Origin of the sequence: Halomonas sp. DP8Y7-1, from assembly GCF_019801685.1 — a bacterium.
GTDB lineage: Bacteria > Pseudomonadota > Gammaproteobacteria > Pseudomonadales > Halomonadaceae > Halomonas > Halomonas litopenaei_A.
This window is the reverse complement of the sequence record NZ_JAHVIN010000009.1, coordinates 172,250-195,856: the sequence shown is the minus strand read 5'-3', so window position 1 is coordinate 195,856 and position 23,607 is coordinate 172,250. Positions and strand designations below refer to the sequence as shown.

Below are 23,607 nucleotides of genomic sequence, written 5' to 3'. Positions count from 1 at the left end.
GACCATGACCGACACACAACATAAGCCACCCCGTCGTCCCGCCCGCGAGGCGCTGCTCGAGATCGAGGGGCTCAGCGTCAGCTTCGAGCTGCCTCACGGCACCGTCCAGGCGGTCAAGGACGTGAGCTTTGCCATCAGCCCCGGCGAGACCCTGGCGCTGGTCGGTGAATCCGGCTCGGGCAAGTCGGTGACCTCCACCGCTGCCATGCGCCTGTTGCCGGAGCTGGCCCGGGCCGAGGGGGTGATTCGCTTCAAGGGCGAGGAACTGCTGGGCGCCACGCCCAAGCGCATGCGCCGGATTCGCGGTGGCAACATCGCCATGATCTTCCAGGAGCCGATGACCTCGCTCAATCCGCTGCACCGCATCGGCGACCAGATCAAGGAAGTGCTCGACCGCCACCAGAACGTGAAAGGCAAGGCAGCGACCGCCAAGGCCATCGACCTGCTCGAGCAGGTCGGTATTCCCGAGCCAGAGCGGCGCATCGCGAGCTATCCCCATGAGCTGTCCGGCGGCCAGCGCCAGCGGGTGATGATCGCCATGGCGCTGGCCGGCGAGCCGGAGCTGTTGATCGCCGATGAGCCCACCACCGCGCTGGACGTGACCGTCCAGGCCCAGATTCTGGATCTGCTCAAGGACCTCCAGCGCCGTTATGGCATGGCGATCCTGTTCATCACCCACGACCTGACCATCGTCAAGCACTTCGCTGACCGGGTCTGCGTGATGCGCCACGGCGAGCTGGTGGAACAGGGCGTCACCGCCGAGGTCTTCGCCAACCCACACCATGACTACACGCGCATGCTGATCGACGCCGAGCCGCGAGGACGCAAGGCCACGGTGCCTGACAGCGAGCCCATGGTGCTGGAAGCCAAGGACATGCGCGTGCGCTTCGCCCTCAAGAAGCGCCTGTTCGGGCCCAGCGAGTATTTCGAGGCGGTGCGCGGTATCGATGTCACTATCCGCTGCGGTCAGACGGTGGGCATCGTCGGTGAATCCGGCTCGGGCAAGTCGACCCTGGGGCGTGCCCTGCTCAGGCTACTCAAGAGTCAGGGCGAGATACGCTTCCACGACACCCGACTCGACGTGCTCGACAAGACCGCCATGAGGCCGATCCGCTCGAAGCTGCAGGTAGTGTTCCAGGATCCCTACGGCTCGCTGTCGCCACGCCTGACCGTGGGCGACATCATCGGCGAGGGGCTCAAGGTCCATGCTCCGCACCTGTCCCGGGCAGAGCGCGACGCCCAAGTGATGGCCAGCCTGAAGGAAGTCTCGCTGGACCCTGCCATGCGCAACCGCTACCCCCACGAGTTTTCCGGCGGCCAGCGCCAGCGCATCGCCATCGCTCGGGCGCTGGTCCTCAAGCCCGAGTTCCTGCTGCTGGATGAGCCCACCTCGGCGCTGGATCGCTCGGTACAGGTCACCGTCATCGACCTTCTGCGCGAGCTGCAGCAAAAGCATGGGCTGACTTATCTGTTTATCAGCCATGACCTGGCCGTGGTGCGGGCGCTGGCCGACACCGTGCTGGTGATGAAGGACGGCCAGGTGGTGGAACAGGGCAGCGCCGAGGACTTGTTTGCTGCCCCCAAGACCGAGTACACCAAGCGCCTGCTGGCCGCCGCCATGCTCGACCAGGTGGCGTAACGAAGGGTCGCCAGCATGACACCAGGCTCTGCCTAGACAGCGCCTGGTGTGCGATGGCAGCGGTCGCCGCCTTCGCTATTGCTCGCTTGGTGTCCTTACTCTGCCGGGTGCTCACCTGCGTAGACGCGCTCGGCCTGGGCCAGCGAGCAGCTCATCAGCAGGTCCAGGGCACCCAGCGACTGGTCGCTGACGAAGGGGTGTGGAGCGCCTTCCTCACGCTGCTTCAAGGCCTCGATACGCTGAAGAGAGTTGTCCCGGGTGGGATGGTTGGAGAGAAAGACATCGACGTCATGTTCTGCGGCGATCGCCTTCATCCGCGCGGCTGAGGCTGAGTACTCACGCAAGCGAGCTTCATCCGGCCCGAAATTGAAACCGGTGCCTCCCCACAGCACGGCGTGGTGGGTCGACTCACCATCCTTGAGTGGAATGACCAGCGACAGTGTGCCCGGCGTATGACCAGGGGTAACGTAGGCGTCGATAGAGGTATCACCAAGGGTGATCGCTTCGCCATCGGCCACGGTGACATCACGGACCGGAGGCTCGCCCCAGCGCGGGTTATCGATCGCCAGCTCCGGCTGCTCCAGCGCTGTCCAGTCAGCATCGCTCATCACTACCTGGGCACCGTAGGCGTCGACCAGATATTGCTGACCACCATAGTGATCACCATGGGCATGGGTCACGATCAGGGTAGTGATGTCGCCAGGATCAAGCCCGAGATCGACGAGCCCTCGCTCGATAAAACGCTCGGCTTCCTCATTGTTGTTCAGGGCATCGATCAGAATGATGCCCTCACTGGTGGTGACCGCCCAGCTCGCGACGCCCGGAGTACCGACATAGTAGAGGTTGTCAAACACCCGGGTCGGCATTGGTTCTGCCGGGCCGCGCCGGTTTTCCCGGTGGGACTCACGATGCTCGTGCTCGGCGCCACTGCCCTTGGGACGCTGCCCTGCCACCTTGAGACGAGTGGACAGGTCACACAGGCTAGCCAACCCCGGAAACGCCTGACCGGCAGCCAGGCCCCGTTCGGCGATCGCCTGAGCCAGGGTATCGGGCGCTTCGATGTCAGCAACGTCCGCCACTGCTGACAGGCTGATCAGCGCCACCGGCAGACCTAGACCCAGCGTGATCGCCTGCCGTGCCACGTTTCGCCGAGTCGGATTGGATAGGTGCTTCATTTTCAGTTCCTTAAACAAAATCAGGGCGGTATCGATTCGATAGAGGCCGGTCATCACGTGCTCAGAATTCCATCTCCAGCCCAACCCAATAGCGTCGTCCATCATCAACATGGCCGAAATTGTCGTAGTCGATATCCTTGTCAGTCAGGTTGTAGATGCCTGCCAATAGCTCTAGCCGAGGCGTCGCCTGCCATCCCAGGCCGGTGTCCCAGGTGGCATAGGATGGGGCACGAATGGAGGTACTGCTGTTACTCGACAAGTTGACCGGCTGGCTTTCCTCACCACGGAAGGTGAAGCGCAGCCAGGGCGCTAAGCTGTCACTGGCCTGCCAGTTCAGCGTGGTTGTGAACAGGTGGCGCGGCACCTGGGTCAGAGGCTGTCCCTCGTTGTCACCGCTCTTCTGCTCGGAGTCGGTGTAGGTGTATGACGCCAGGGCCTGAACTCGCTGCCCTACTGGCATGGTGAGACTAGCTTCCACTCCCTGGGTAATAGCGTCATCAATGTTGACGTTGGTGCGAGCATCCGGATCCCCCGTCGCCGCATCGCCGCAGTCACGGCCCCCGCAGCCCACGGTGGCAATCTTGTCATCGAAGTCGTTGTAGAACAGGGTCAGGCTGGCCTGCAGGCCTCCGGCGCCATCATGGACCAGCCCCATCTCGTAGCTGCGAGACTCTTCCGCATCCAGATCCGGGTTGCCGTAAATATCGCCCCCACGACTCTCCTGGACCCACTCCCCTGACAGCTCACGCAGGTTAGGCGCACGAAAACCAGTGGACATGCCACCTTTCATCGTCCATTCGTCGGCAAAGTCCCAAACACCATAAAGACGGGGGCTGTAGTGGTCGCCGAAGAACTCGTGATCATCCATGCGAAGACCTGCGGTGAGGGCAACGCGGTCCGTCAGAAACCACTCATCCTCGACAAACAACGCGTACTGATAGACGGTGATCTCGTCGGTATCGGAGAGCGCATTGGTCGTCGTATCCTGAAGCCTTTCGTCTTCCCAGGTAGCGCCAAAGGTGACGAAGTGATCGGCCAACGGCAGCACCCAGCGCGAATCGGCTACGGTGTTGCGGATCTCGATATCGCGCCCAACGTTGTCGGTCTCTTCCCGCTGGAGGTAAGAATCGGAGGTCATGGCGCCCCACCTGCCCTGATGGGAGAGCGCTAGCGTCTTGTGCCGGTTCTCGGTTTCGCTGTCGCTTGATCGCTCTGGCAATGAAAATCCCGCCCGGCTGGTGCGCTCCTGCTTGCGCCGACTGGCATCAAAGGAAAAGGCGTGCTCGTCGCTTGCCTGCCAGGAGAGGCGAGCCGCCAGATTGTCGAACTCGCGCTTGGCATAGCCCCGCTCGATCTTGTCTTCCTGACGATGCTGGTATTGGCCACTAAGCTGCACACCGAGCACATCGTTGATCAAAGGTCCCGACACATATAGCTGGTTGTTGAATTCGTTGCCGGAATCGCTGTCTTCCTGAATTGTCGCTTCGCTGCGCACGCTGGTGACCCATTCATCACTGACCTTGCGGGTGATGACGTTGATCACACCTCCTATCGCGTCGGAGCCGTAAAGAGTCGACATGGGCCCCCGGATGACCTCGATACGCTCGATGGCGCTGAGCGGCGGCAGCCAGTCCTTCTGAAAGCCGCCACCACCACTGGGCTGGGATTCCCGAGAGGTTTGGCGGCGGCCATCCACCAACCACAGCGTGTATTGGGGGGGCATACCCCGCAAGCTGATATCTTCACCGTCGCCACCTCCCGTGACGACAACCCCTGGAACATCCTGGAGAGCATCGGTGATGTCACGATACGCACGCCTCTCCAAGGACTCGCGAGTGACAACACTGACGGAAGCTGGGGCATTGCTGACGGTCTGCTCGTAACCCGCGGCAGTGACGACGATATCGTCGAGATTGATGTCATCCTGAGCGTGGACCACCAGCGGGGCAGCGCCACTAAGAGGAACAACCACCCAAGGGAGCAAAGATCGTGAAAGCATGGAGAACACCAGTATCGTCAATTCGTATTGAACGTTATTAGTTCTCAATTCTAGAGAGGTCGATGCCGTCCAAACAGCGTTAAGCGGCCTTTTGGCCATGCTTTCGTCACAACGGCATGTTCTATTTTCCGCAACCATGCCGCTCGTACCCATCGCCGCAGATGGCTATCGCCCTCGTCCACAGCGCCACGTTGACGGTTGCGCCAAGCGGCAATGCGAACCCTCGGGAAAGCGCTGAGCGCAATGAGAGGCCAGGCGCCCGCAGCACAGTCCATGGCGCCTATGTGATACAGGTGAAGAATGAGAGCATCGCGCAACGTAGCGAATCGTCCGCGCAGCCGTTTCTACCGTGGTTCCTTAGCTACCTACCAACGACAGCGCCCCTCCAGGGAGGGGCGCTGTGGGGGCAATGTCAGTGTCAGTGGCCGTGGTCTTGCGACCAAACGGATCAGAAGCGGTAGGTGACCTGGGCACCAAAGGCCTGGGCGGTGTTCTCGAAGTCCGCCTCGTAGGTGCCGCGGTTTTCCTCTTCCTGGGACAGTTCCGCGTCGGACTCATGAATGTAGCTGTAGGCCACGTCCACGGTCAGATCCGGCATCGGCGTCCAGCCGGCACCGAGTGAGAAGATGATGCGATCATCGGACGGCACCCGCACGCTGCGATATTCGTCCTTGATCGGGGTCTCGTCGTAGGCCAGGCCAGTACGCAGGACCCACTGGGGATTCAGCTGGTAGGTAGTACCCACGGAGTACTGCCAGCTGTCCTCGTAATTCTGGGCCTCGACGATTTCACGCACATCATTCTCGACGCGCAGCTCGTCAAACTCGCTCCAGTTGGTCATGGCGGCACCGGCCATCACCGTCCATCGGTCGTTGATCTGGTGAGTGGCCGAGAAATCCCAGACGGCAGGCAGGGTAATGGACAGGGCGGCGTCCGCAGCCTGGGTCCGCGTACCTGCCGCGATTGTGCCAGGGAAGGGGCCGGCCTGCGCACCACGGACGTTGGTAAAGCGCGCCTTGCCCTCCAGGTCATATTCTACTTCGGAGTGATAGGCGAAGCCGAAGGTGGTGTGTTCCCAGGGCTTGTACATGGCGCCCAGGGTATAGCCCCAGGCGTTGTCATCACCCTCAATGTCGACATCGCCTTCACCCGCGATACCATTGCCGCCCAGAGGCGCACCGGTTGCGGCGTCGAACAGGCCTACGGGGCCACCCTGGGTATTGGCGGTCAGCTCGCCGTCGATCTGGTTATAGGTCAGACCGAAGCCCGCCGAGAACTGTTCGCTGAACTTGACCGAGATGGTCGGCTGGACGGTCACCACCTCAACCTTGCTGCGATCGCCAAAGAAGCGGCCCTGGAACTGACCTTCGTAGTCGGTGATCAAACCGAAGGGCGCATACACACCGAGACCGAAGTGCAGGTTGTCATTGATCGGCTGCACGTAGAAACCGAACGGAATCACACTGTTGGGCACCATATCGCCTTCGTTGGAACCCGTCGCGCTGCCATCGGCATTCTTGATATCGGTATCCACGGTCAGGAAGGCGGCACCGGCGGTGACCTGAGCGCGATCTAGAAACGACATGCCGGCGGGGTTGCCGAACACGATGCTGGCATCATTGACGGTAGAGGCGCGGCCCGCATTGGAAGTGCCCTGCCCGCTGACACCTTGCTCATTCAGCTGGAAGGCACCGGCCATGGCTTGACCAGAAAGAGCGGAGGCGGCCACGGCAACCGCCAGGGTCAACGGCTTGACTTTGTTATAGATCATCTCGACGTCCTTAATATCAGCAAGCGTGTCGGCGCATTTATTATCGGCTGGCACCGCCTTTGTTAGCGGGCTTGATCGCAGTGTTTGCGAAGGCGGGCGAGAGTTCAAGGCCAAACGTTCGTTTTAATAGCTAATTTGCTCATACTTTGGTCCAACGAATTTTGCTGATAACGTCAATTCAGTGACTTAGGACTTCATGCTTTGTTGTTTACGGCATACAAAATATCCCCTTGACCATTGGGTAACACAAAGGTTTTACACTGACATTGCACCACATCGCTCCCTGTCCCGCGCCACCCCGCCCAAGGAGACAAGATGAAAGTCAGTGAACTGGCCATATCCGTAGGGGTCACGTCCGAGACCGTTCGTCACTACACCCGAGAGGGCTTGCTGTCCCCGAGCAAGGACCCAGCGAACGGCTATCACCGCTACTCGGAGCAGGATCGCGAACGCCTGAGTTTTATTCAGCGTGCGCGCACCCTGGGCTTCAGCCTGGCCGACATCCGCCAGATCCTGGTTCATGCGGACCAGGGTGACTCTCCCTGCCCACTAGTCCGCGACCTGTTGGCGGAGCGGCTGCCGAAGATACGCCAGCGTATTGCGGAACTGGAAGCGCTGGCTCAGCGCATGGAAGACGCCATGACCAGCTGGCAGGACATGCCGGACGGCATGCCCAATGGCCACAGCCTGTGTCGACTGATCGAGAGCGTCCCCGCAGACGCCCCGGCAACAGGGGGCTCTTCCTGTCCTTCCCTAGCCCATCGGCAGGAGGCGCCATGACACTCCCCAGCCGCCCGTCTTCCTGTGACAGCCGCTCCACTGACATGGACAGCGCAGCCAGCAGGGAACCCGCGGGAAACCGCGCAGAGACGAGACAACTTCAGGTCAGCGGTATGTCGTGCCAGGGCTGCGTCGGACGCATGCGTCGCGCCGTCGAGGCAGGCGATGAGGGGGCCGAGGTCTCCGGCGACCCTGCCAGCGCGAAACTGACGGTGACCTCACGACTGCCGCTCGACGACATCCTGCAGCGACTGGACGAGGCCGGTTATCCCGCTCAGCCAATGCCGGCCGCATCCACGGGGGCAGAGTCAGAGAGCACCGAGACCGGTAGCACAGAGACAAAAAGCACAGAGACGAACCCGTCAGAGGCCTCCGCGTCATCCCATGGCGAAACGTCGACAGTCGCGCCCGAGCCATCCGCCTCTTCTCAGGCGGCGTCCTCGGACGCCGGTGCGAGCAAGGCCACTCGCCTGGCCATTCACGGAATGACCTGCGCAGGCTGTGTCGCTAGCGTTCAAAAGGCTCTGGCGCATACCCCCGGTGTCGAACAGGCAGACGTCAACTTTGCCTCTCATACGGCACGGGTGCGGGGCAGCGTCGATCCCCAGGCACTGGTACAAGCGGTCGAGTCGGTGGGATATGGCGCCACGCCCATTGTCGACCTGCGCGAGGCGGAAAAGCAGCGAGCACAGCGCAACCAGCAGGACTACCGGCACATGCTTAAGGGCAGCATCGCCTCCCTGGGGCTCGCCGTCCCCCTGATGATCATGATGCTGTTCCATCACCCGGCCCCAACCGGCGTGGCGCGTCTTGGCTGGGGACTGGTCGGTCTGGCGACCCTGGCAGTGCTGATCGGCCCGGGGCGCCAGTTCTTCCGTGGCGCCTGGAAAGCCCTGCGTCATCATCAGGCCAATATGGACACCCTGATTGCCCTGGGCACCGGTACCGCCTGGCTGTATTCCATGGTGGTGGTGCTGGCGGCACCCTGGCTACCCGAGGCCGCCCGAGGTCTCTATTTCGAGGCGTCCGCCATGGTCATCGGTCTGGTGCTGCTGGGCAAGGCGCTGGAGCTACGCGCCCAGGGGCATACCTCCGAGGCGCTGCATCGGTTGCTCGATCTGCAGAGTCAAACCGCCCGCCTGGTGACCCAGCAAGGTGATCAAGAAGTCGCCATCGACGACGTCACCGAGGGCGACCTGATCCGGGTACGACCCGGCGAACGCCTGCCGGTGGACGGCCAGGTGACCGAAGGCAGCAGCTACATCGACGAATCGATGCTGTCAGGGGAGCCCGCCCCCGTCGCCCGCGGGCCAGGGGACGAGGTCAGCGCCGGCACCGTCAACGGACGCGGCTCACTGGTATTCCGCGCCACCCGCATTGGCGCGGACACGCGGCTGGGGCGGATCACCGAACAGGTGGCGACGGCCCAGGGGTCGAAGCCGCCCATCGGCAATCTCGCGGACCGGGTATCTGCGGTCTTCGTGCCCAGCGTCATGATTATCGCGGTGTTGACCGCCCTGGCCTGGTACCACCTGGGCCCCGAGCCAGCGGTGATTCACATGCTGGTCACTGCCACCACGGTGCTGATCATCGCCTGTCCCTGCGCCCTTGGGCTGGCCACGCCGCTGTCGACCATGATCGGGGTAGGCAAGGCGGCCGACCACGGCGTACTGATCCGCTCGGGCGAGGCGCTGCAGACGGCCAGTACACTGACCACCCTGGTGGTCGACAAGACCGGTACACTGACCGAGGGACGTCCCAGAGTGACCGACGTGCACTGGTTCGATTCGCGTGGGCTCGAACGCTCATCGCTGCTGGCACTCATCGCGAATCTCGAGAGCCGGTCCGAACACCCGGTGGGGGAAGCGCTGGCGCGTTTCGCCGAGCAGCAAGCCGCCTCCGCCCACCACGGCGACGTCACCATCGACGACTTCGAGAGCATCACCGGTCAGGGGGTCAAGGCCCGTACAGCGCAAGGGCCTACGCTGGCGATCGGTAACGGGGCATTGATGGAGGCACGAGGCGTCGATCTGCACGCCGTTGTTGACACGCTGCCTGACTGGCAACAGCAGGCACGCACCCTGGTCTATGCTGCGCTAGACGATCAACTGACAGCAGCCTTCGCGATCGAGGATCCGCTGCGCCAGGACAGCCGAGACGCCATCGCTCGCCTCCAGGCCGATGGCGTCAAGGTGGTCATGCTAACCGGCGACAACGCCGCCACCGCAACAGCCATCGGCGAAGCCGTCGGCATCGACGAGGTCCATGCGGAGCTGTCGCCCAGTGACAAGCATGCCGACATCGAACGACGCCAGGCCCAAGGGGAGATCGTCGGCATGGTAGGTGACGGCATCAACGACGCGCCAGCGCTGGCCCGCGCCAACGTGGGCTTTGCCATGGGCCAGGGCACCGACGTGGCCATTGAAAGCGCCGGCATCACGCTGATGCGGCCCTCTCTCCACGGGATCGCAGCGGCCATCGAGATCAGCCAGGCAACCTTGAGCAACATTCGCCAGAACCTGTGGGGCGCCCTTGGCTACAACGCCCTGTGTATCCCCATCGCTGCAGGTCTGCTGTATCCGCTGACAGGCACCCTGCTGTCACCGATGATCGCCGGCGCGGCAATGTCCGCTTCTTCCATCACCGTGGTCGCCAACGCCAACCGACTGCGTCTTAAACGGCTGCAGGGTGCTGTGACGCAGCCCTCGGCAGACGCCGACTCTTCTACAGCGTCAGGAGTCTCTTCATGAGTATCATCGTGACATTGGCGGGGCTGGCGCTCATCGCGCTGATCATCTGGTGGTTCTGGCTATCCTGAAAGAGCACTCCCAGCGTAAGGACCACATCGCTGGGCCATACAGGCGTGAAGACGGGAAAAGGAGGCAAGACCATGAGCCAAGCGGAATCGCCCACGGGCCCCACCCTCGATCGAGTGCTGGAAACGGCGCTGTATGTGGCCAACATGGCCAAGGCACGACAGTTCTTCGAGTCGGCACTGGGCCTGTCCCCCTTTACCGCAGACCATCGCTTTACCGCCTATCAGGTGGGGCCCTCGGTACTGTTGTTGTTTCTGGAAGGGGGAACCCTCGAAACCGTCGTACTGCCGGACAACGGGGGCACCATTCCGCCCCACGACGGTCGCGGCTGGGTCCATATGGCCTTTGCCATTCGCCACGCAGAGTTGGCGGCATGGGAGTCCCGACTCCATGCCCATGGTGTCGAGATCGAAGGCCGAACGCGCTGGTCGCGTGGCGGAGAAAGCCTCTACTTCCGAGACCCGGATGGCCATCTGCTGGAACTGGCGACCCCGGGAGTCTGGCCCCATTACTGACGGCGACATCGTTGAGCACCGGGGCGAGCCCCTCACTGTCCCGTCACTGTCCCCCCAGGGAACGACCGTTCCACCTCAATCACGGCCGTTCCACCTCAATCACAGCCGTTTCACTTAGCTAGCTGGCGCGGTTCAGGGCTCGACGCTGGCCTGTGCTTGGAAGGTATCAATCGACGGGGTCTGCGTGTTCGACCATCAGCTGCAGGGTTTCGCGCCCACGGTAGCGATTGCGATTGAGCTTGTAGGCACAGTGCAACGTCGCCCCCACATCAAAGTCGGGCAGTTGGCCGGGCGTCAGACAGCGAAACCAGATGGCCTTCAGCGTCAGCCCCTGACACGACAGTTCGAGTGACAGGTGACTGCCATCCCCTACCGGCTTGAGCCGCTCCACCACAAAGCGTCCCTCGAACAGGGGTGCCTCGAACTCGCGACCGAAGGGACCGAGCCCCTCGATCTCGACCAGGGTCTCGAGACGTAACTGCTGTTCAGAGAGCTCCCCGTCGGTGTCGATACAGGGTACCAATTCCCGCTCGCCCAACTGTTCGCGTACCGCGGTCAGCATCGCACCTCGAAAGGCGTCGAGACGCGACTGCACCACACCGACCCCAGCCGCACCGCGATGGCCGCCAAAACGGACCAGAGCATCGGGGGCAAGCTGATAGGCACGTTGCAGCGCATCACGCAGATGCAAGGCGTCTACTGAACGCCCGGAACCTGTCAGCATACCGGCTTCTGCCGCAGGAGTGAGCACCAGCGTGGGACGACCATAGGCCTGCACCAGGCGCGATGCGACAATCCCCTGAACGCCAGGATGCCCCTCCTCCAGATGCACGATGATCATCGGGTCATCGGCCTCCAGCGCCACTCTGGCCAATGCCTTGGCATCAGCCACCATCTCCGCCTCGATGGCCTTGCGTGACTGGTTGTCGGCATCCAGCGTCTCAAGATGGCGCCGCGCCACGCTGTCATCGCTGGCCAGCATGAAATGCAACGCGGCGTAAGGATCATCCAGGCGCGAGCGTGCGTTGATGCGGGGCCCCATCTGGAAGCCCAGGGTCTCGGCATCGAAGGGCACGCTATCCGCTCCCAGCCGCTCGGCCATCACTCGCCAGCACGGCTCGCCCATGCGATTGATCACGGCCAGACCGTGACGAACCACAGCACGATTGATGGCGCTTGCGCCCAGGGAGACACAATCGGCCACCGTGCCCAAGGCCACATAGGACAGCCAGGGCGACAGCTTGGGCGTCGACGGTGACAGCACCGCCTGCTCGATCAATGCCTGGCGCGTCAGCGACATCAACAGCCACGCCACCATGCAGCCGGCGATGGTGGCATCGGGATAGTCACAGTCCTGTCGGGTCGGGTTGACCGTGGCATAGGCCGACGGCGGCGGACCCTCCACGGGCAATGCGTGGTGGTCGCTCACCACCACGTCAATGCCGGCCTGCTTCAGCCGGGCAATACGCGCTTCATCACTACTGCCGCAATCGGCGGTGATCACCAGGCTTGGGCGGGGACTGAGCCGCAGGGTACGCTCCACCAGCGGCAGGCTGATGCCATACCCATCATGAATGCGGTGACCAATCAGGCTGTGAAGTCGTGATGCCGGTACGCCAAACAGCTCGTTCAAGGTGCGCCGGATCACCACGTGGGACGTGATGCCGTCGACATCGTAGTCGGTAAGAATACCGATATGCTCCCCTTCGGCCACCGCCCTGGCGATGCGCTCGGCGGCACGCGGAGCATCGGCCAGGCGTTCAGGGTGTACCAGGTAGCGCAGACTGGGATCGACCAGGGGCTCGAGCTCACCTTCGTAGTCCACCAGGCGGCCAGCCAGCAGGCGAGCCTGCAGCTCGGACAGGCCAGCGTCCAGGCCCTGACGGTAGAGGGATTCATTGCGCTGGCGGCGCTGTATTCTCGGACGTGGCTCGACAAAGGGGCGCGGGGCACTGTCGATCACAGAAGACTCAGACATCGGACTCTCGGGATATGGGGGTAGGTGACGTTCTGGCGTCTATCCGGGGTCAGCGGGACAAATTGGCCCCTCGGCAGGTCAGCCACTCCCTCAGCAGGCGACGCCGGCACCACCACCGGGTATCCCGATGGTGGTGCCGACGTCCGGACGCGATAGGCGTCATCGGCCTCAGCTGATCGGCAGCATCACATGTTCGCGGTAGGCGCTGCGCTGGGTCAGCTTGCCGTACCAGGCCTCCAGGTGGGGAAGCGTGGGGCGTTCGATGTCCAGCTCAAACCACAGATAGACATAGGCCCCCAACGGAATATCGGCCAACCCAAAGGCATCACCCGATAGCCAGGGTTGCTTGGCCAGCACCCCGTCCGCCAGGCGCAGTGCTTTTTCGAACCCCGACAGCCCGCGCTCGATCGCGGCATCATCACGGGTCTCGGGCGTTCCCCGCACCAGATTCATGATGAGGTCACGATAGGGCCCCGCCAAGCTGGCCAGGGCCCAGTCCATCCACATGCCCGAGCGACCGCGCTCGGCCGGGGTCGCCGTGTTCAGCTGAGCGTTACCGTAGGCATCCGCCAGGTAGCGCACGATGGCATTGGACTCCCACAGGACGAGGTCGCCGTCTTCGAGGCAGGGAATCAGCCCGTTCGGATTCTTGGCCAGATAGTCCGGCGTATCCAGCCCTCCGAAGGGCCCTCCCACGTCGATCCGTTCGAGCGTGATACCGAGCTCGGCGGCACACCACATGGGCTTCTTCACGTTGACCGAATTGCTGCGTCCCCAAAGCTTCATGATTGTCTCCCTGGCGAAACGGAATGGTCGAAGCAAGATCCTCGCCTCGACCGGAACGGGCAAGCCTAGCGGCGGCGATGCTCGGCCACGAAGGCCTGTACCGCTTCGAGTCTAGCGGGAAGCACCTCGTAGCGTTCCTCACGCTCCAGCAGGTCTTCCATATGTGGCGGAAGCGGCACACCAGGGAAGCCCGCCTTGACCACTGCCTCGGCGAACTTGGCCGGATGGGCCGTCGCCAGGGTAATCATCGGCGTGGCGGCATCCCTGCGCTCGCGCTCGGCGGCACGGTAGCCGGTAGCGGTATGCGGGTCGAGAATTTCCTGGGTCCGGTGATGAGCCTCGCGGATCACCTCCAGAATGGTAGCGTCATCGACGCTATGGCTGGCGAAGATGTCGCGCAGTCGGCCCAGGGGCGCGTCGGCCAACGCGGTCGGCTCCTGCTGGAAGCGTGTGAGCAGCGCATCGACGGCTGCGCCGTCCCGCTCGTAGGCTTCAAACAGCAGACGCTCGAAGTTGGACGACACCACGATGTCCATGGACGGTGCCAGGGTGGCCAGCAGGTCCTTCTTGGAGAAGTCATTGTCGGCCAGGGTGCGGTGAAGAATGTCGTTGGCATTGGTCGCGATGATGAACTGCTTGACCGGCAGTCCCATGCGATAGGCCACATAGCCGGCAAAGACATTGCCGAAGTTGGCCGAGGGCACGCAGAAGCTGACCTGGCGCTGGGGCGCCCCGACGGCCACCGCCGACGCCACGTAATACACCACCTGAGCCATGATACGCGCCCAGTTGATCGAGTTGACGGCTACCAGCCGCGTCCCCTCGAGGAAGCTCTGGTCAGCGAAGCTCGCCTTGACCATGGCCTGGGCGTCATCGAAGTTGCCTTCGATAGCGACATTGAAGACGTTGTCGGCCAGCACCGTGGTCATCTGACGGCGCTGCACCTCCGACACCCGGTTGTGGGGGTGAAGAATGAAGATATCCAGGTTGTCACAGTGGCGGCAGCCTTCAATGGCCGCAGAGCCGGTATCCCCGGACGTGGCGCCCATGATCACCGCGCGCTCGCCGCGCTTCTGCAGGAAGTGATCGAGAATGCGGCCCAACAGCTGCAGTGCCACGTCCTTGAACGCCAGCGTCGGCCCGTGGAACAACTCAAGCAGGAAGTGGTTGGCATCCAGCTGGTTGAGCGGAACGACCGCATCGTGGCTGAAGGTGGCGTAGGCGTCCCGGACCAGGCCGCGGAAGGTGTCGTCGTCGATCTCACCGCCGACAAACGGCTTCATCACACGAAAGGCGATCTCGGCATAGGAGAGACCGGCCATGTCGGCCAGATCATCCGCGCTGAGTTGGGGAAAGTCCTCGGGCACGTAAAGGCCGCCATCAGTGGCCATGCCGGTGAGAACGACATCTTCAAAGGACAGCGCGGGCGCCTGCCCACGGGTGCTGATATAGCGCATCTTGTGATTCCTTGCCGCCGCTGCAGCGCGGCCTGAGGGGTCCAGCGAAGCGCCATGGGGCATGGCCGCGGCCGCCCCATGGACATCGTCAATCCTGCTCGTCGAGGCTCTCGACACGGATTCGGGTCACCGAACCCGCGATGTCGGCCAGGGCCTCGATCCGGCGGATGGCCTCGTTCATCTGCTTCTCGAGGGTGCGGTGCGTCATCAGGATAATCGGCACCAGCTCACCTTCGGTCGCTTCCTTCTGGATCAGCGCCTCGATGGAGATGCCTTCCTCGGACAGGATGGTGGCCACCCGAGCCAGCACACCGGGACGATCAACCGCCAGCAGACGCAGATAGTAGGCGGTGGTGATCTCCTCCATCGGCATGATCGGCAGCTCGTCACAGTCGTCGCTGACGCCACTGAAGGCCAGGTACGGGGTCCGGTAGCGGTGCTCGGTGGAGATATCGCGGGCAACGTCCAGCAAGTCCGCGACCACGGCGGAGGCGGTCGGCTCGTCGCCGGCACCCGCGCCGTAATACAGGGTCGGGCCTACCGCATCTCCCATCACCGCGATGGCGTTCTTCACGCCGTGCACGCTGGCCAGCAGGCGCTCCTTGGGGATCAGGGTCGGATGCACCCGCAGCTCAAGGCCACAGCCGGTGCGCTTGGAAATCCCCAGGTGCTTGATGATGTAGCCCAGGTTATCGGCCTGCTCGACGTCCTCTGCGGTGATCCGCGAGATACCTTCGGTGTAGGCCTTCTCGAACTGCAGCGGCACGCCGTAGGCGATCGACGCCAGAATGGTCAGCTTGTGCGCGGCATCGATGCCCTCGACGTCGAAGGTCGGGTCCGCCTCGGCATAGCCAAGCGCCTGGGCCTCGGCCAGCACATCTTCAAAGGCACGGCCTTCGTCGCGCATGTGGGTCAGGATGTAGTTGCCGGTACCGTTGATGATGCCAGCCACCCAGCTGATGCGGTTGGCCCCAAGACCTTCACGCAGGGACTTGATGACCGGGATGCCGCCGGCCACCGCCGCTTCGAACGCCACAATCACGCCCTTGTCGTGGGCGGCCTTGAAGATCTCGTTGCCGTGCACGGCGATCAGCGCCTTGTTGGCCGTCACCACGTGCTTGCCATTGTCGATCGCCGTCATGACCAGGTCACGCGCCACCTCGTAGCCACCGATCAGCTCGACCACCACGTCCACGTTCGGGTTGGTCGCGACTTCGAAGACATCCTTGGTGGTACGGATACCGGTAAGATCACAGTCGGGGTTGATGCTGCGATGGGCGACCTGCTCAATGACAAGCGGACGCCCTGCCCTGCGGGCAATTTCATCGGCGTTTCGTGTCAGTACGTTGAAGGTACCGCCGCCGACGGTACCTAGCCCACAGATTCCCACTCTTACCGGTTTCAATGTCATTCTCCCTTACTCGCTGCCGCCACGGGCGGCAGTTGTGTCAGCGATGCGTGGTGGCCCGAATCTGCGTCGAGCCTTGTCGATGCGCGAGGCACCGGCCGCGCCAGCGCTCCCGCTCATTATTGGTCCGTCTTGCAGACAGCTGGCGATCAGCCGTCGATGCCCAGGCGTTCGGCCAGGCGCTCCGCCGGAACGTAGCCAGGCACCATGGTGCCGTCCGGCAACACGATGGCAGGCGTCCCCTGGACCCCGAGCTCGAGCCCCAGATGATACTGCTGCTCGACCGGATTGTCGCAGCTTGCAGCGTCGCTCGGAACCTCTCCCTCTTTGGCCGCGGTCATGGCTTCAGAGCGATTGTCGCTACACCACACCTGAGTGAGCTGACGCGCACCCTCGCTCTGCATGCCCCCGCGCGGGAAGGCCAGATAGTTGACCTGAATCCCCAGCTCGTTCAAGCGCGGCACCTCTTCGTGCAGCTTGCGGCAATAGGGACAGGTCGAATCGGTAAAGACGTGGATGGTGGCCTTCGGCTCGTCCACCCCACGGTAGACGATCTGGTCGGACTCGGCGACGGCGGCCAGACGCTCGGCGCGGCTGGCGTTGCGGCTCTGCTCGGACAAGTTGACCAGGCCGTCCTCGGCATTCTCGTAGAGATCGCCCACCAGAAAATGGCTACCGCTGGCGTTGGTGTAGAACGTTTCACCGGTTTCCAGACGAACCTCGTAGATCCCGCTCATCGGGGTGTCGAGCACTTGGCTCACCGGCATCTTCTGGCCATTCACGGACAGCTCGTTGAGCGCAGCGGGCGGCGCGGCAACGGCACTGCCGGCGGCCAGGGACGTGGCGAGCAGCGTGGCGGGAAGCACGCTGGTCAGCAGGGTCGCGAAGGAGGGGCGATTCATGAGTCAGCCTCGAGGATGATGATCGGCATGCAGGGCTTCCAGTCGCGCCTGCGCCACATGGGTGTATATCTGGGTCGTCGACAGGTCCGAGTGCCCCAGCAGCATCTGTACGACACGCAAGTTTGCCCCATGATTCAAAAGATGGGTGGCAAAGGCATGCCTCAGTGTATGGGGAGAGAGGGGGCGGTCGATACCCGCAACACTGGCGTAATGCTTGATTCGGTGCCAAAAGGTCTGGCGCGTCATGGCGTTGTCCCGCCTTCCGGGAAACAGCGCTGGCTTCTGGATATCGCTCATCAGTTCAGATCTGCCCTGGCGCAGATAGCGTTCCAGCCAGTCGCATGCCTCTTCGCCCAGCGGCACCAGCCTGTCCTTCTGGCCCTTTCCGCGCACGCGCACCACGCCTTGCCGCAGGTTGATGGCATCTGTGGTCAGGCCGATCAGCTCGCTGACCCTGAGCCCAGCACCGTACAGCACCTCGAGCATGGCCCGGTCGCGTAACCCCAGGGCGGCGGTCACATCTGGCGCCTGCAGCAGGCGCTCGACCTCGTCCTCATCCAGGGTATCCGGTAACGCGGGACGCACCCGGGGCAGACGCACCTTGACCAACGGGTCCTCGTCGATCAGGCCTTCCGCCAGGGCCCAGCGGTAGAACCGCCTGAGACTCGACAGCAGCCTGGCATTGCTGCTGAGCTGATAGCCTCCCTCGCGACGCTGATCCAACCAGGCCGGCAGACTCTCTGCCCCCGGTGCCAACAGCGTCAGAGCGGCCTCGTCCAACCAGTCCTGCCAGGCCTCGAGGTCATGACGATAGGCACTCAGGGTATGGTCGCTCACCCCTTGTTCCAGCCACAGGGTGTCGAGAAAGGTGTCGATGATCTGACCGTGGCCTGCGCTCATTGCCTGCCTCGCTGCCTGGGCGACCGGACGAATGCCAGGGCCTCAATGCACAAACACCCCGCCCCACAGAGGTGGTGACGGGGTGTCGGGAGAGGGAGGAAGGTCCTCCCTCGGACTGACTGACGCTTAGGGGAAACACTGCATAAATGCCTGCGCGGACGAATCGCTGCGTTGCGCGCTGCTCGAACTCCTCACCTATACCGCATAGGCTCCGGGTTCTGCGCTGCGGGCGCCTGGCGCCTCAATCCGCTCGGCTGATGTATTCAGCGCTTCCTCAGGCGTCTTAGGCCAGCTTTTCCTTGATACGTGCAGACTTGCCGCTACGCTCACGGAGGTAGTACAGCTTGGCCTGACGCACGTCACCGCGACGCTTGACGCTGATGGAGTCAACCAGCGGGCTGTAGGTCTGGAAAGTACGCTCGACGCCAACACCGTGAGAAATCTTGCGCACGGTGAAAGCGGAGTTCAGACCGCGGTTACGCTTGCCAATGACAACGCCCTCGAACGCCTGCAGACGCTCGCGGTTACCTTCCTTGACCTTGACCTGAACGACGATAGTGTCGCCCGGGGCGAAGTCCGGCACCTGCTTGCTCATCTGCTCGGCTTCGAGCGCCTGGATCACCTTGTTCTTGCTGCTCATTTCACTTGCTCCTGAAATCGTTGTGATCCATCGATCGGTCGTGGATGCCGATGGATCGTGATCCCGGCACTCGAAGCTCGAGCGCTCGGGTCGTTGATGACGCAGGTCCGTCAGCGGCGATTGGCCGCCCGGTCGACCTCGTGACCGTCGTCCTGCACCTCCGCCTTGTCGGCGTATTCGTCGATGAACTCGTTCAACAGACGCTGCTGCTCCTTTGACAGAGCCCTGCCCTCGAGCAGGTCAGGCCGTCTCAACCAGGTACGCCCCAGGGACTGCTTCATTCGCCACTGGCGAATCTGTCCATGGTGACCGCTGAGCAGCACATCCGGCACCTTGCGTCCGTCGATTTCCTCCGGACGGGTATAGTGCGGACAGTCCAGCAGACCGTCATTGAAGGAGTCCTCGACCGCGGAATCCTGATGCCCCAGTACACCCGGCACCAGCCTTGCCGCTGTGTCGATCAGCACCATGGCCGGGAGTTCACCTCCACTCAGCACATAGTCGCCAATGGACCACTCCTCATCGATGTCCGCTTCGACCACACGTTCATCGATGCCTTCATAGCGTCCTGCCACTACCACCAGGGGCGGGCCTGACGCCAACTCACGCGCGCCCTGTTGATCCAGCCTGCGGCCCTGGGGCGACAGATAGATCACTCGGGGTCGCTGCCCGGTCGCGACGTGCGCCCGGTCGCGAGCAGCGTGGATTGCACAACGCAGGGTGTCGACCTTCATCAGCATCCCCGGACCTCCGCCGTAGGGGCGGTCATCCACGGTACGATGGCGGTCGGTGGCGTAGTCCCGGGGATTCCAGAACTCCAGCGTCACCTGGCCTTTGTCTACAGCCCTGCCGGTCACACCGTGGCGAGTGATCGCCTCGAACATGTCCGGAAAGAGTGACACCACCCCAATCCACATCTCACTGATCTCCCGTCAACGCGCTGCTCGATCGCCAGGCGATCAAAACTCCGGGTCCCAGTCGACCAGTATGTCCCCAGCGCCCAGGTCGACGCGCTTGATCACGTCATCGGGCAGATAGGGGAGAAGACGTTCACGGTCGTCCGGGGCATCGCTACCCTTCACGACCATCACGTCATTGGCACCGGTCTCGAACAGATAAGCCACCTTGCCCAGCACAACCCCCTCGAGGGTCACGACCCGCAGGCCTTCCAGCTGGTGCCAGTAGTACTCTTCACTGTCGAGCTCGGGCAGGTCCTGCTTGGCCAGCAGAATGTCCGCCCCGGCCATCACTTCGGCCCGGTCACGGTCATCGATGCCTTCCAGCTGGGCGACCAGCCCTTGTCCCTGCTTGCGCCCCTGCTTGAGGCGGTGGCGTGAAAGCTGTCCGTCGTGACGGACCACCCACTCGGCATAATCAAGAATGCCTTCCATGGGCGAGGTGTACGAATACACCTTCATCCAGCCCTTGATGCCGTAAGGACTGGTCAGCTTGCCCAGCACGACGTAATCATCGCTGTGGCGATCGTCTTGCGCCGCTGGCGACGCGTTGTTGCCTTGGGGCGATGCCATCTGGGTCAAACCTCATTCACACCGGGACTGTCACAGGCAAGGCGTTCGCCTCAGGCCTGCTTGCGTGCTTCCTTGACCAGCTCGGCAACGCGATCAGACAGCTGCGCGCCCTGAGACTGCCAGTGAGCAATGCGATCCAGGTCGATGCGCAGACGCTCTTCCTGACCACGTGCTACCGGGTTGAAGAAGCCCAGACGCTCGATGAAACGGCCATCACGGGCATTGCGGGAGTCGGTCACGGCGAGGTGGTAGAAGGGACGCTTCTTGGCGCCACCACGTGCCAGACGAATGGTAACCATACGTTGACTGTCCTTCGGTTGGGATTTTACGGATAACGGCGACGGACGGGTCTGCCACCGATGTTTTGCTCACGACGAGGGCCGCGCCAATGCACGGTCCTCGAACGAAGAGGCAGTATTCTACGGAAAACCGCCCCCCTTGGGAACCTTTTTTGCCTCACCGGCCTTGACGGCCGGCACCGGCAGGAGCAGGTATCAATGCGGTCTCAGCGCCAGGGCATGCCGCCGGGGCCGCCCATTCCGCCCATACCACCGGGACCGCCTGGGCCACCGCCACCCATCATTCCGGACATGCCTCTCATCATTTTCTGCATGCCGCCCTTCTTGCCTGCCTTCTTCATCATCTTCTGCATCTGCTTGTGCTGCTTCAGCAAGCGGTTGAGGTCGGGCACCTGCAAGCCCGCACCGGCAGCGATACGGCGCTTGCGCGACCCGTTGATGATGTCTGGGTTGCGGCGCTCCTTGGGGGTCATCGAGTTGATCAGGGCCTCAAGCTTGCCCAGCTCCTTCTCGGGTCCAGGGCCCTGAGCCATATCGGCCATCTGCCCCATGCCCGGCAACTTGCCCAGCAGTCCGCTCATGCCGCCCATCTTCTTGAGCTGCTGCAGCTGTTCACGAAAGTCCTCAAGGTCAAAGCCCTGGCCTTTCTTGACCTTCTTGGCGAGCTGTTCGGCCTTGCCCTTGTCGACGGTACGCTCGGCTTCCTCGATCAGGGACAGCACATCCCCCATGCCGAGAATGCGCGAGGCCACCCGGTCCGGATGGAACGGCTCGAGGGCATCGACCTTTTCGCCCACCCCCATGAACTTGATCGGGCGCCCCGTCACGTGGCGCACCGACAGCGCCGCACCGCCACGGGCATCACCGTCGGCCTTGGTCAACACCACGCCGGTAAGCGGCAGGGCGTCGGCAAAGGCGCGGGCCGTATTGGCAGCATCCTGGCCGGTCATGGAGTCGACCACGAACAGCGTCTCTGACGGCTCGATGGCCTGATGGAGACCCTTGATCTCCTCCATCATGGCTTCGTCGATGGCCAAACGGCCGGCGGTATCGACCAGCACGACGTCGTGGAACTGGATCTTGGCGTGCTTCAGGGCGGCGTTGGCGATGTCCACCGGCGCCTGGTCCGAGCGAGACGGAAAGAAATCGACGTCGACTTCCTTGGCCAATGTCTCGAGCTGGTCGATGGCCGCCGGACGATAGACGTCGGTGGATACCACCAGCACCTTTTTCTTCTCACGCTCGCGCAGGTACTTGCCGAGCTTGGCCACGGAGGTGGTCTTACCCGCCCCCTGCAGACCCGCCATCAGCACGACCGCGGGCGTCCCCTTGAGAGAAAGCCCTTCATTGGCCTCCCCCATGGTGACTTCGAGCTCTTGCTGGACGATCTTGATGAATTGCTGGCCCGGCGACAGGCTGCGCGACACTTCCTGGCCGACAGCGCGCTCACGCACGCGTTCGATGAACGCCTTGACCACGGGCAGCGCGACATCGGCCTCGAGCAGCGCCTTGCGCACCTCGCGCAGGGTGTCCTTGATGTTATCGTCGGTCAGGCGGGCCTGGCCCTTGATCGACTTCAGCGTCTGGGAAAGACGCTCGCTCAAGTTCTGAAACATGGAACTCTCCAAAATACGCGGAATGCGTTGGCCTCGTGCGCGACGCGACATGGCTGGTGCGACCGGCCTTATGCGCCTCGCAAACCACCCTCCGAGGCGGCCGCATGCCTGCGCGGCCTTGACGTTGGGGCAAATTATACGCCTTGTGGCGCCGACTCTCCATGCGCTGACTCGTGACCGGTCTCGCATCCCCTCTGCTGACGGGGAGCCCCGCTGGTTGGCGTTGACGACCAGCGCCAGACGCCCTGACTCTGTTGGCTGGCTCTATTGACTGGCTCTGCTGACTGGCTCTGTCGAGTGACACTGGCGGCCCGGTCTTGGCCACCAGGCCGTGGCGCACGGCCCCTGGCTGTCAGAAGAGGTACGATCCGGTATAGTCATTGCCAGGGGACAGGGAGAGCGCCCTGCCCCGACGGTTCACTTCTTACCCATTGGCGCCAGCGTGGCGCACGGACAGCACAGCATGCAGGCGTTACCTCTGGCCCTACTGGCCTTTGTCTTTTATCTGGCAGCCGCTTCCTGGCAAGGCTTGACGCTGATTCGCCGAGTTCCCCCTCGCGATCTTCTGGTGCGCAGCTTTGGCACCCTGGCTGCCGCCTTGCACCTGGTCGTGGCGGGAGGCCTTATCGGGCTGGAAGGCTCGATGCTGCCTGGCCTATCCACCAGCGCCGTGCTGGTGACAGCGCTGGCCGTCGTCGTCCTGCTCGGTGCCAGCCTGTTCAAGCCGGTACTCAATATCGCCGCGGTGCTGTTCCCCTTTGCCGGCATCGTGTTGCTGCTGGGCATCGAGCTCCCGACACCCACCGGGCAGAACGGCATGACGCCGGGTATCGCCTTTCACGCCGTCAGCTCCGCCCTCGCCTTTGCCGTACTGGCCATCGCTGCGTTGCAGGCGATTTTGGTGGGCATTCAGAACAAGGCGCTGAAACACCACAAGATACGCGGAGTGGTGCAGGCGCTGCCGCCCCTCACCACCATGGAGCGGGTACTGTTCGAGATGATCTGGGTTGGCCAGGCCTTGCTGACCCTGGCCATCGCCAGCGGTTTCGTGTTCCTCGACAACATGTTTGCCCAACACCTGGTCCACAAGACGGTCCTGTCTCTGCTGGCGTGGCTGGTGTTCGCGGTCCTGCTGCTGTGCCACTATCGTCTGGGGTGGCGGGGCATGCGTGCGGTTCGCTGGACCCTAGGGGGCTACCTGGCCCTGTTGCTCGCCTATTTCGGAAGCAAGTTTGTGCTGGAAATCCTGCTCGCGCACAGTTGATGGCAGGACTGTCACCCCGACGCTGACCACCAAGAATAAAGAGTGCTACAAACATGGGGTTAGGCCTAAACATCCGGCATCCTGCCAGGGCCTTGGCACAGCCTGACAAGGCCTGCGAGGGCGACGCACCCGC

The 23,607-nt window shown here is 62.9% G+C and carries 19 protein-coding genes; 5 read left to right on the top strand and 14 right to left on the bottom strand.

The genetic code is table 11. The features are described 5' to 3' along the window. Window positions 1–4 precede the first annotated feature (4 nt). Window positions 5–1,639: an ABC transporter ATP-binding protein gene (locus KUV41_RS12970; RefSeq protein ID WP_222486450.1), complete on the top strand. Its 1,635-nt coding sequence runs from the start codon at window positions 5–7 to the stop codon at window positions 1,637–1,639. A 95-nt stretch (window positions 1,640–1,734) separates the two neighbouring features. On the opposite strand, the gene KUV41_RS12965 is transcribed toward KUV41_RS12970, so the two are convergent. The 3 genes from KUV41_RS12965 to KUV41_RS12955 form a co-directional block, all read right to left on the bottom strand. Then, the gene (locus tag KUV41_RS12965; RefSeq protein WP_222486449.1) at window positions 1,735–2,814 is read right to left on the bottom strand and encodes an MBL fold metallo-hydrolase; all 1,080 of its coding nucleotides are present in this window, start codon (window positions 2,812–2,814) and stop codon (window positions 1,735–1,737) included. A gap of 61 nt (window positions 2,815–2,875) precedes the next feature. After that, window positions 2,876–4,813: a TonB-dependent receptor domain-containing protein gene (locus KUV41_RS12960; protein ID WP_222486448.1), complete on the bottom strand. Its 1,938-nt coding sequence runs from the start codon at window positions 4,811–4,813 to the stop codon at window positions 2,876–2,878. A gap of 448 nt (window positions 4,814–5,261) precedes the next feature. Beyond that, window positions 5,262–6,584 carry an OmpP1/FadL family transporter gene (locus KUV41_RS12955; protein WP_206940419.1) on the bottom strand — a complete coding sequence of 441 codons (1,323 nt, stop codon included), beginning with the start codon at window positions 6,582–6,584 and terminating at the stop codon, window positions 5,262–5,264. A gap of 315 nt (window positions 6,585–6,899) precedes the next feature. Here KUV41_RS12955 and KUV41_RS12950 point away from each other — a divergent pair, with 315 nt between their 5' ends. The 3 genes from KUV41_RS12950 (at window position 6,900) to KUV41_RS12940 (ending at window position 10,695) form a co-directional block, all read left to right on the top strand. After that, on the top strand, window positions 6,900–7,364 hold the full coding sequence (locus tag KUV41_RS12950; RefSeq protein WP_222486447.1) for a MerR family transcriptional regulator: 465 nt from the start codon (window positions 6,900–6,902) through the stop codon (window positions 7,362–7,364). Window positions 7,365–7,408: 44 nt separating this feature from the next. Further along, complete coding sequence (locus KUV41_RS12945; RefSeq protein WP_409995805.1) at window positions 7,409–10,114, top strand: heavy metal translocating P-type ATPase; 2,706 nt, start codon at window positions 7,409–7,411, stop codon at window positions 10,112–10,114. A 140-nt stretch (window positions 10,115–10,254) separates the two neighbouring features. Then, window positions 10,255–10,695 carry a VOC family protein gene (locus KUV41_RS12940; protein WP_222486446.1) on the top strand — a complete coding sequence of 147 codons (441 nt, stop codon included), beginning with the start codon at window positions 10,255–10,257 and terminating at the stop codon, window positions 10,693–10,695. Between the two features lie 166 nt (window positions 10,696–10,861). On the opposite strand, the gene recJ is transcribed toward KUV41_RS12940, so the two are convergent. From recJ to ffh, 11 genes are all read right to left on the bottom strand, one after another. Next, window positions 10,862–12,673 carry a single-stranded-DNA-specific exonuclease RecJ gene (recJ, locus tag KUV41_RS12935; protein WP_222486445.1) on the bottom strand — a complete coding sequence of 604 codons (1,812 nt, stop codon included), beginning with the start codon at window positions 12,671–12,673 and terminating at the stop codon, window positions 10,862–10,864. A 168-nt stretch (window positions 12,674–12,841) separates the two neighbouring features. Next, window positions 12,842–13,459, bottom strand: coding sequence for a glutathione S-transferase family protein (locus KUV41_RS12930; RefSeq protein WP_222486444.1), 618 nt, complete (start codon window positions 13,457–13,459; stop codon window positions 12,842–12,844). Window positions 13,460–13,524: 65 nt separating this feature from the next. Beyond that, window positions 13,525–14,916, bottom strand: a complete 1,392-nt coding sequence (gene thrC / locus KUV41_RS12925; RefSeq protein ID WP_206940429.1) for a threonine synthase — start codon at window positions 14,914–14,916, stop codon at window positions 13,525–13,527. An 88-nt stretch (window positions 14,917–15,004) separates the two neighbouring features. Further along, window positions 15,005–16,321 carry a homoserine dehydrogenase gene (locus tag KUV41_RS12920; RefSeq protein WP_206940846.1) on the bottom strand — a complete coding sequence of 439 codons (1,317 nt, stop codon included), beginning with the start codon at window positions 16,319–16,321 and terminating at the stop codon, window positions 15,005–15,007. A gap of 152 nt (window positions 16,322–16,473) precedes the next feature. Next, window positions 16,474–17,226 (bottom strand): DsbC family protein, encoded by a 753-nt coding sequence (locus tag KUV41_RS12915; RefSeq protein WP_206940432.1) that lies wholly within the window; start codon window positions 17,224–17,226, stop codon window positions 16,474–16,476. 3 nt (window positions 17,227–17,229) lie between these two features. Further along, window positions 17,230–18,126 (bottom strand): site-specific tyrosine recombinase XerD, encoded by an 897-nt coding sequence (xerD, locus tag KUV41_RS12910; protein ID WP_222486443.1) that lies wholly within the window; start codon window positions 18,124–18,126, stop codon window positions 17,230–17,232. A 283-nt stretch (window positions 18,127–18,409) separates the two neighbouring features. After that, the gene (gene rplS, locus KUV41_RS12905) at window positions 18,410–18,766 is read right to left on the bottom strand and encodes a 50S ribosomal protein L19 (protein ID WP_045991330.1); all 357 of its coding nucleotides are present in this window, start codon (window positions 18,764–18,766) and stop codon (window positions 18,410–18,412) included. Between the two features lie 110 nt (window positions 18,767–18,876). Further along, a complete protein-coding gene (trmD, locus tag KUV41_RS12900; RefSeq protein WP_206940436.1) occupies window positions 18,877–19,683 on the bottom strand; it encodes a tRNA (guanosine(37)-N1)-methyltransferase TrmD in 807 nt (268 codons plus the stop codon). 42 nt (window positions 19,684–19,725) lie between these two features. After that, window positions 19,726–20,295, bottom strand: coding sequence for a ribosome maturation factor RimM (gene rimM / locus KUV41_RS12895; protein ID WP_206940438.1), 570 nt, complete (start codon window positions 20,293–20,295; stop codon window positions 19,726–19,728). A 50-nt stretch (window positions 20,296–20,345) separates the two neighbouring features. Beyond that, entirely contained in the window at window positions 20,346–20,594 is a 249-nt protein-coding gene (gene rpsP, locus KUV41_RS12890; protein WP_206940440.1) for a 30S ribosomal protein S16, read from the bottom strand. A gap of 206 nt (window positions 20,595–20,800) precedes the next feature. Beyond that, the gene (ffh, locus tag KUV41_RS12885) at window positions 20,801–22,210 is read right to left on the bottom strand and encodes a signal recognition particle protein (RefSeq protein ID WP_206940442.1); all 1,410 of its coding nucleotides are present in this window, start codon (window positions 22,208–22,210) and stop codon (window positions 20,801–20,803) included. A 463-nt stretch (window positions 22,211–22,673) separates the two neighbouring features. Here ffh and KUV41_RS12880 point away from each other — a divergent pair, with 463 nt between their 5' ends. Continuing rightward, the gene (locus KUV41_RS12880) at window positions 22,674–23,474 is read left to right on the top strand and encodes an inner membrane protein YpjD (RefSeq protein ID WP_206940451.1); all 801 of its coding nucleotides are present in this window, start codon (window positions 22,674–22,676) and stop codon (window positions 23,472–23,474) included. Window positions 23,475–23,607: the final 133 nt, after the last annotated feature.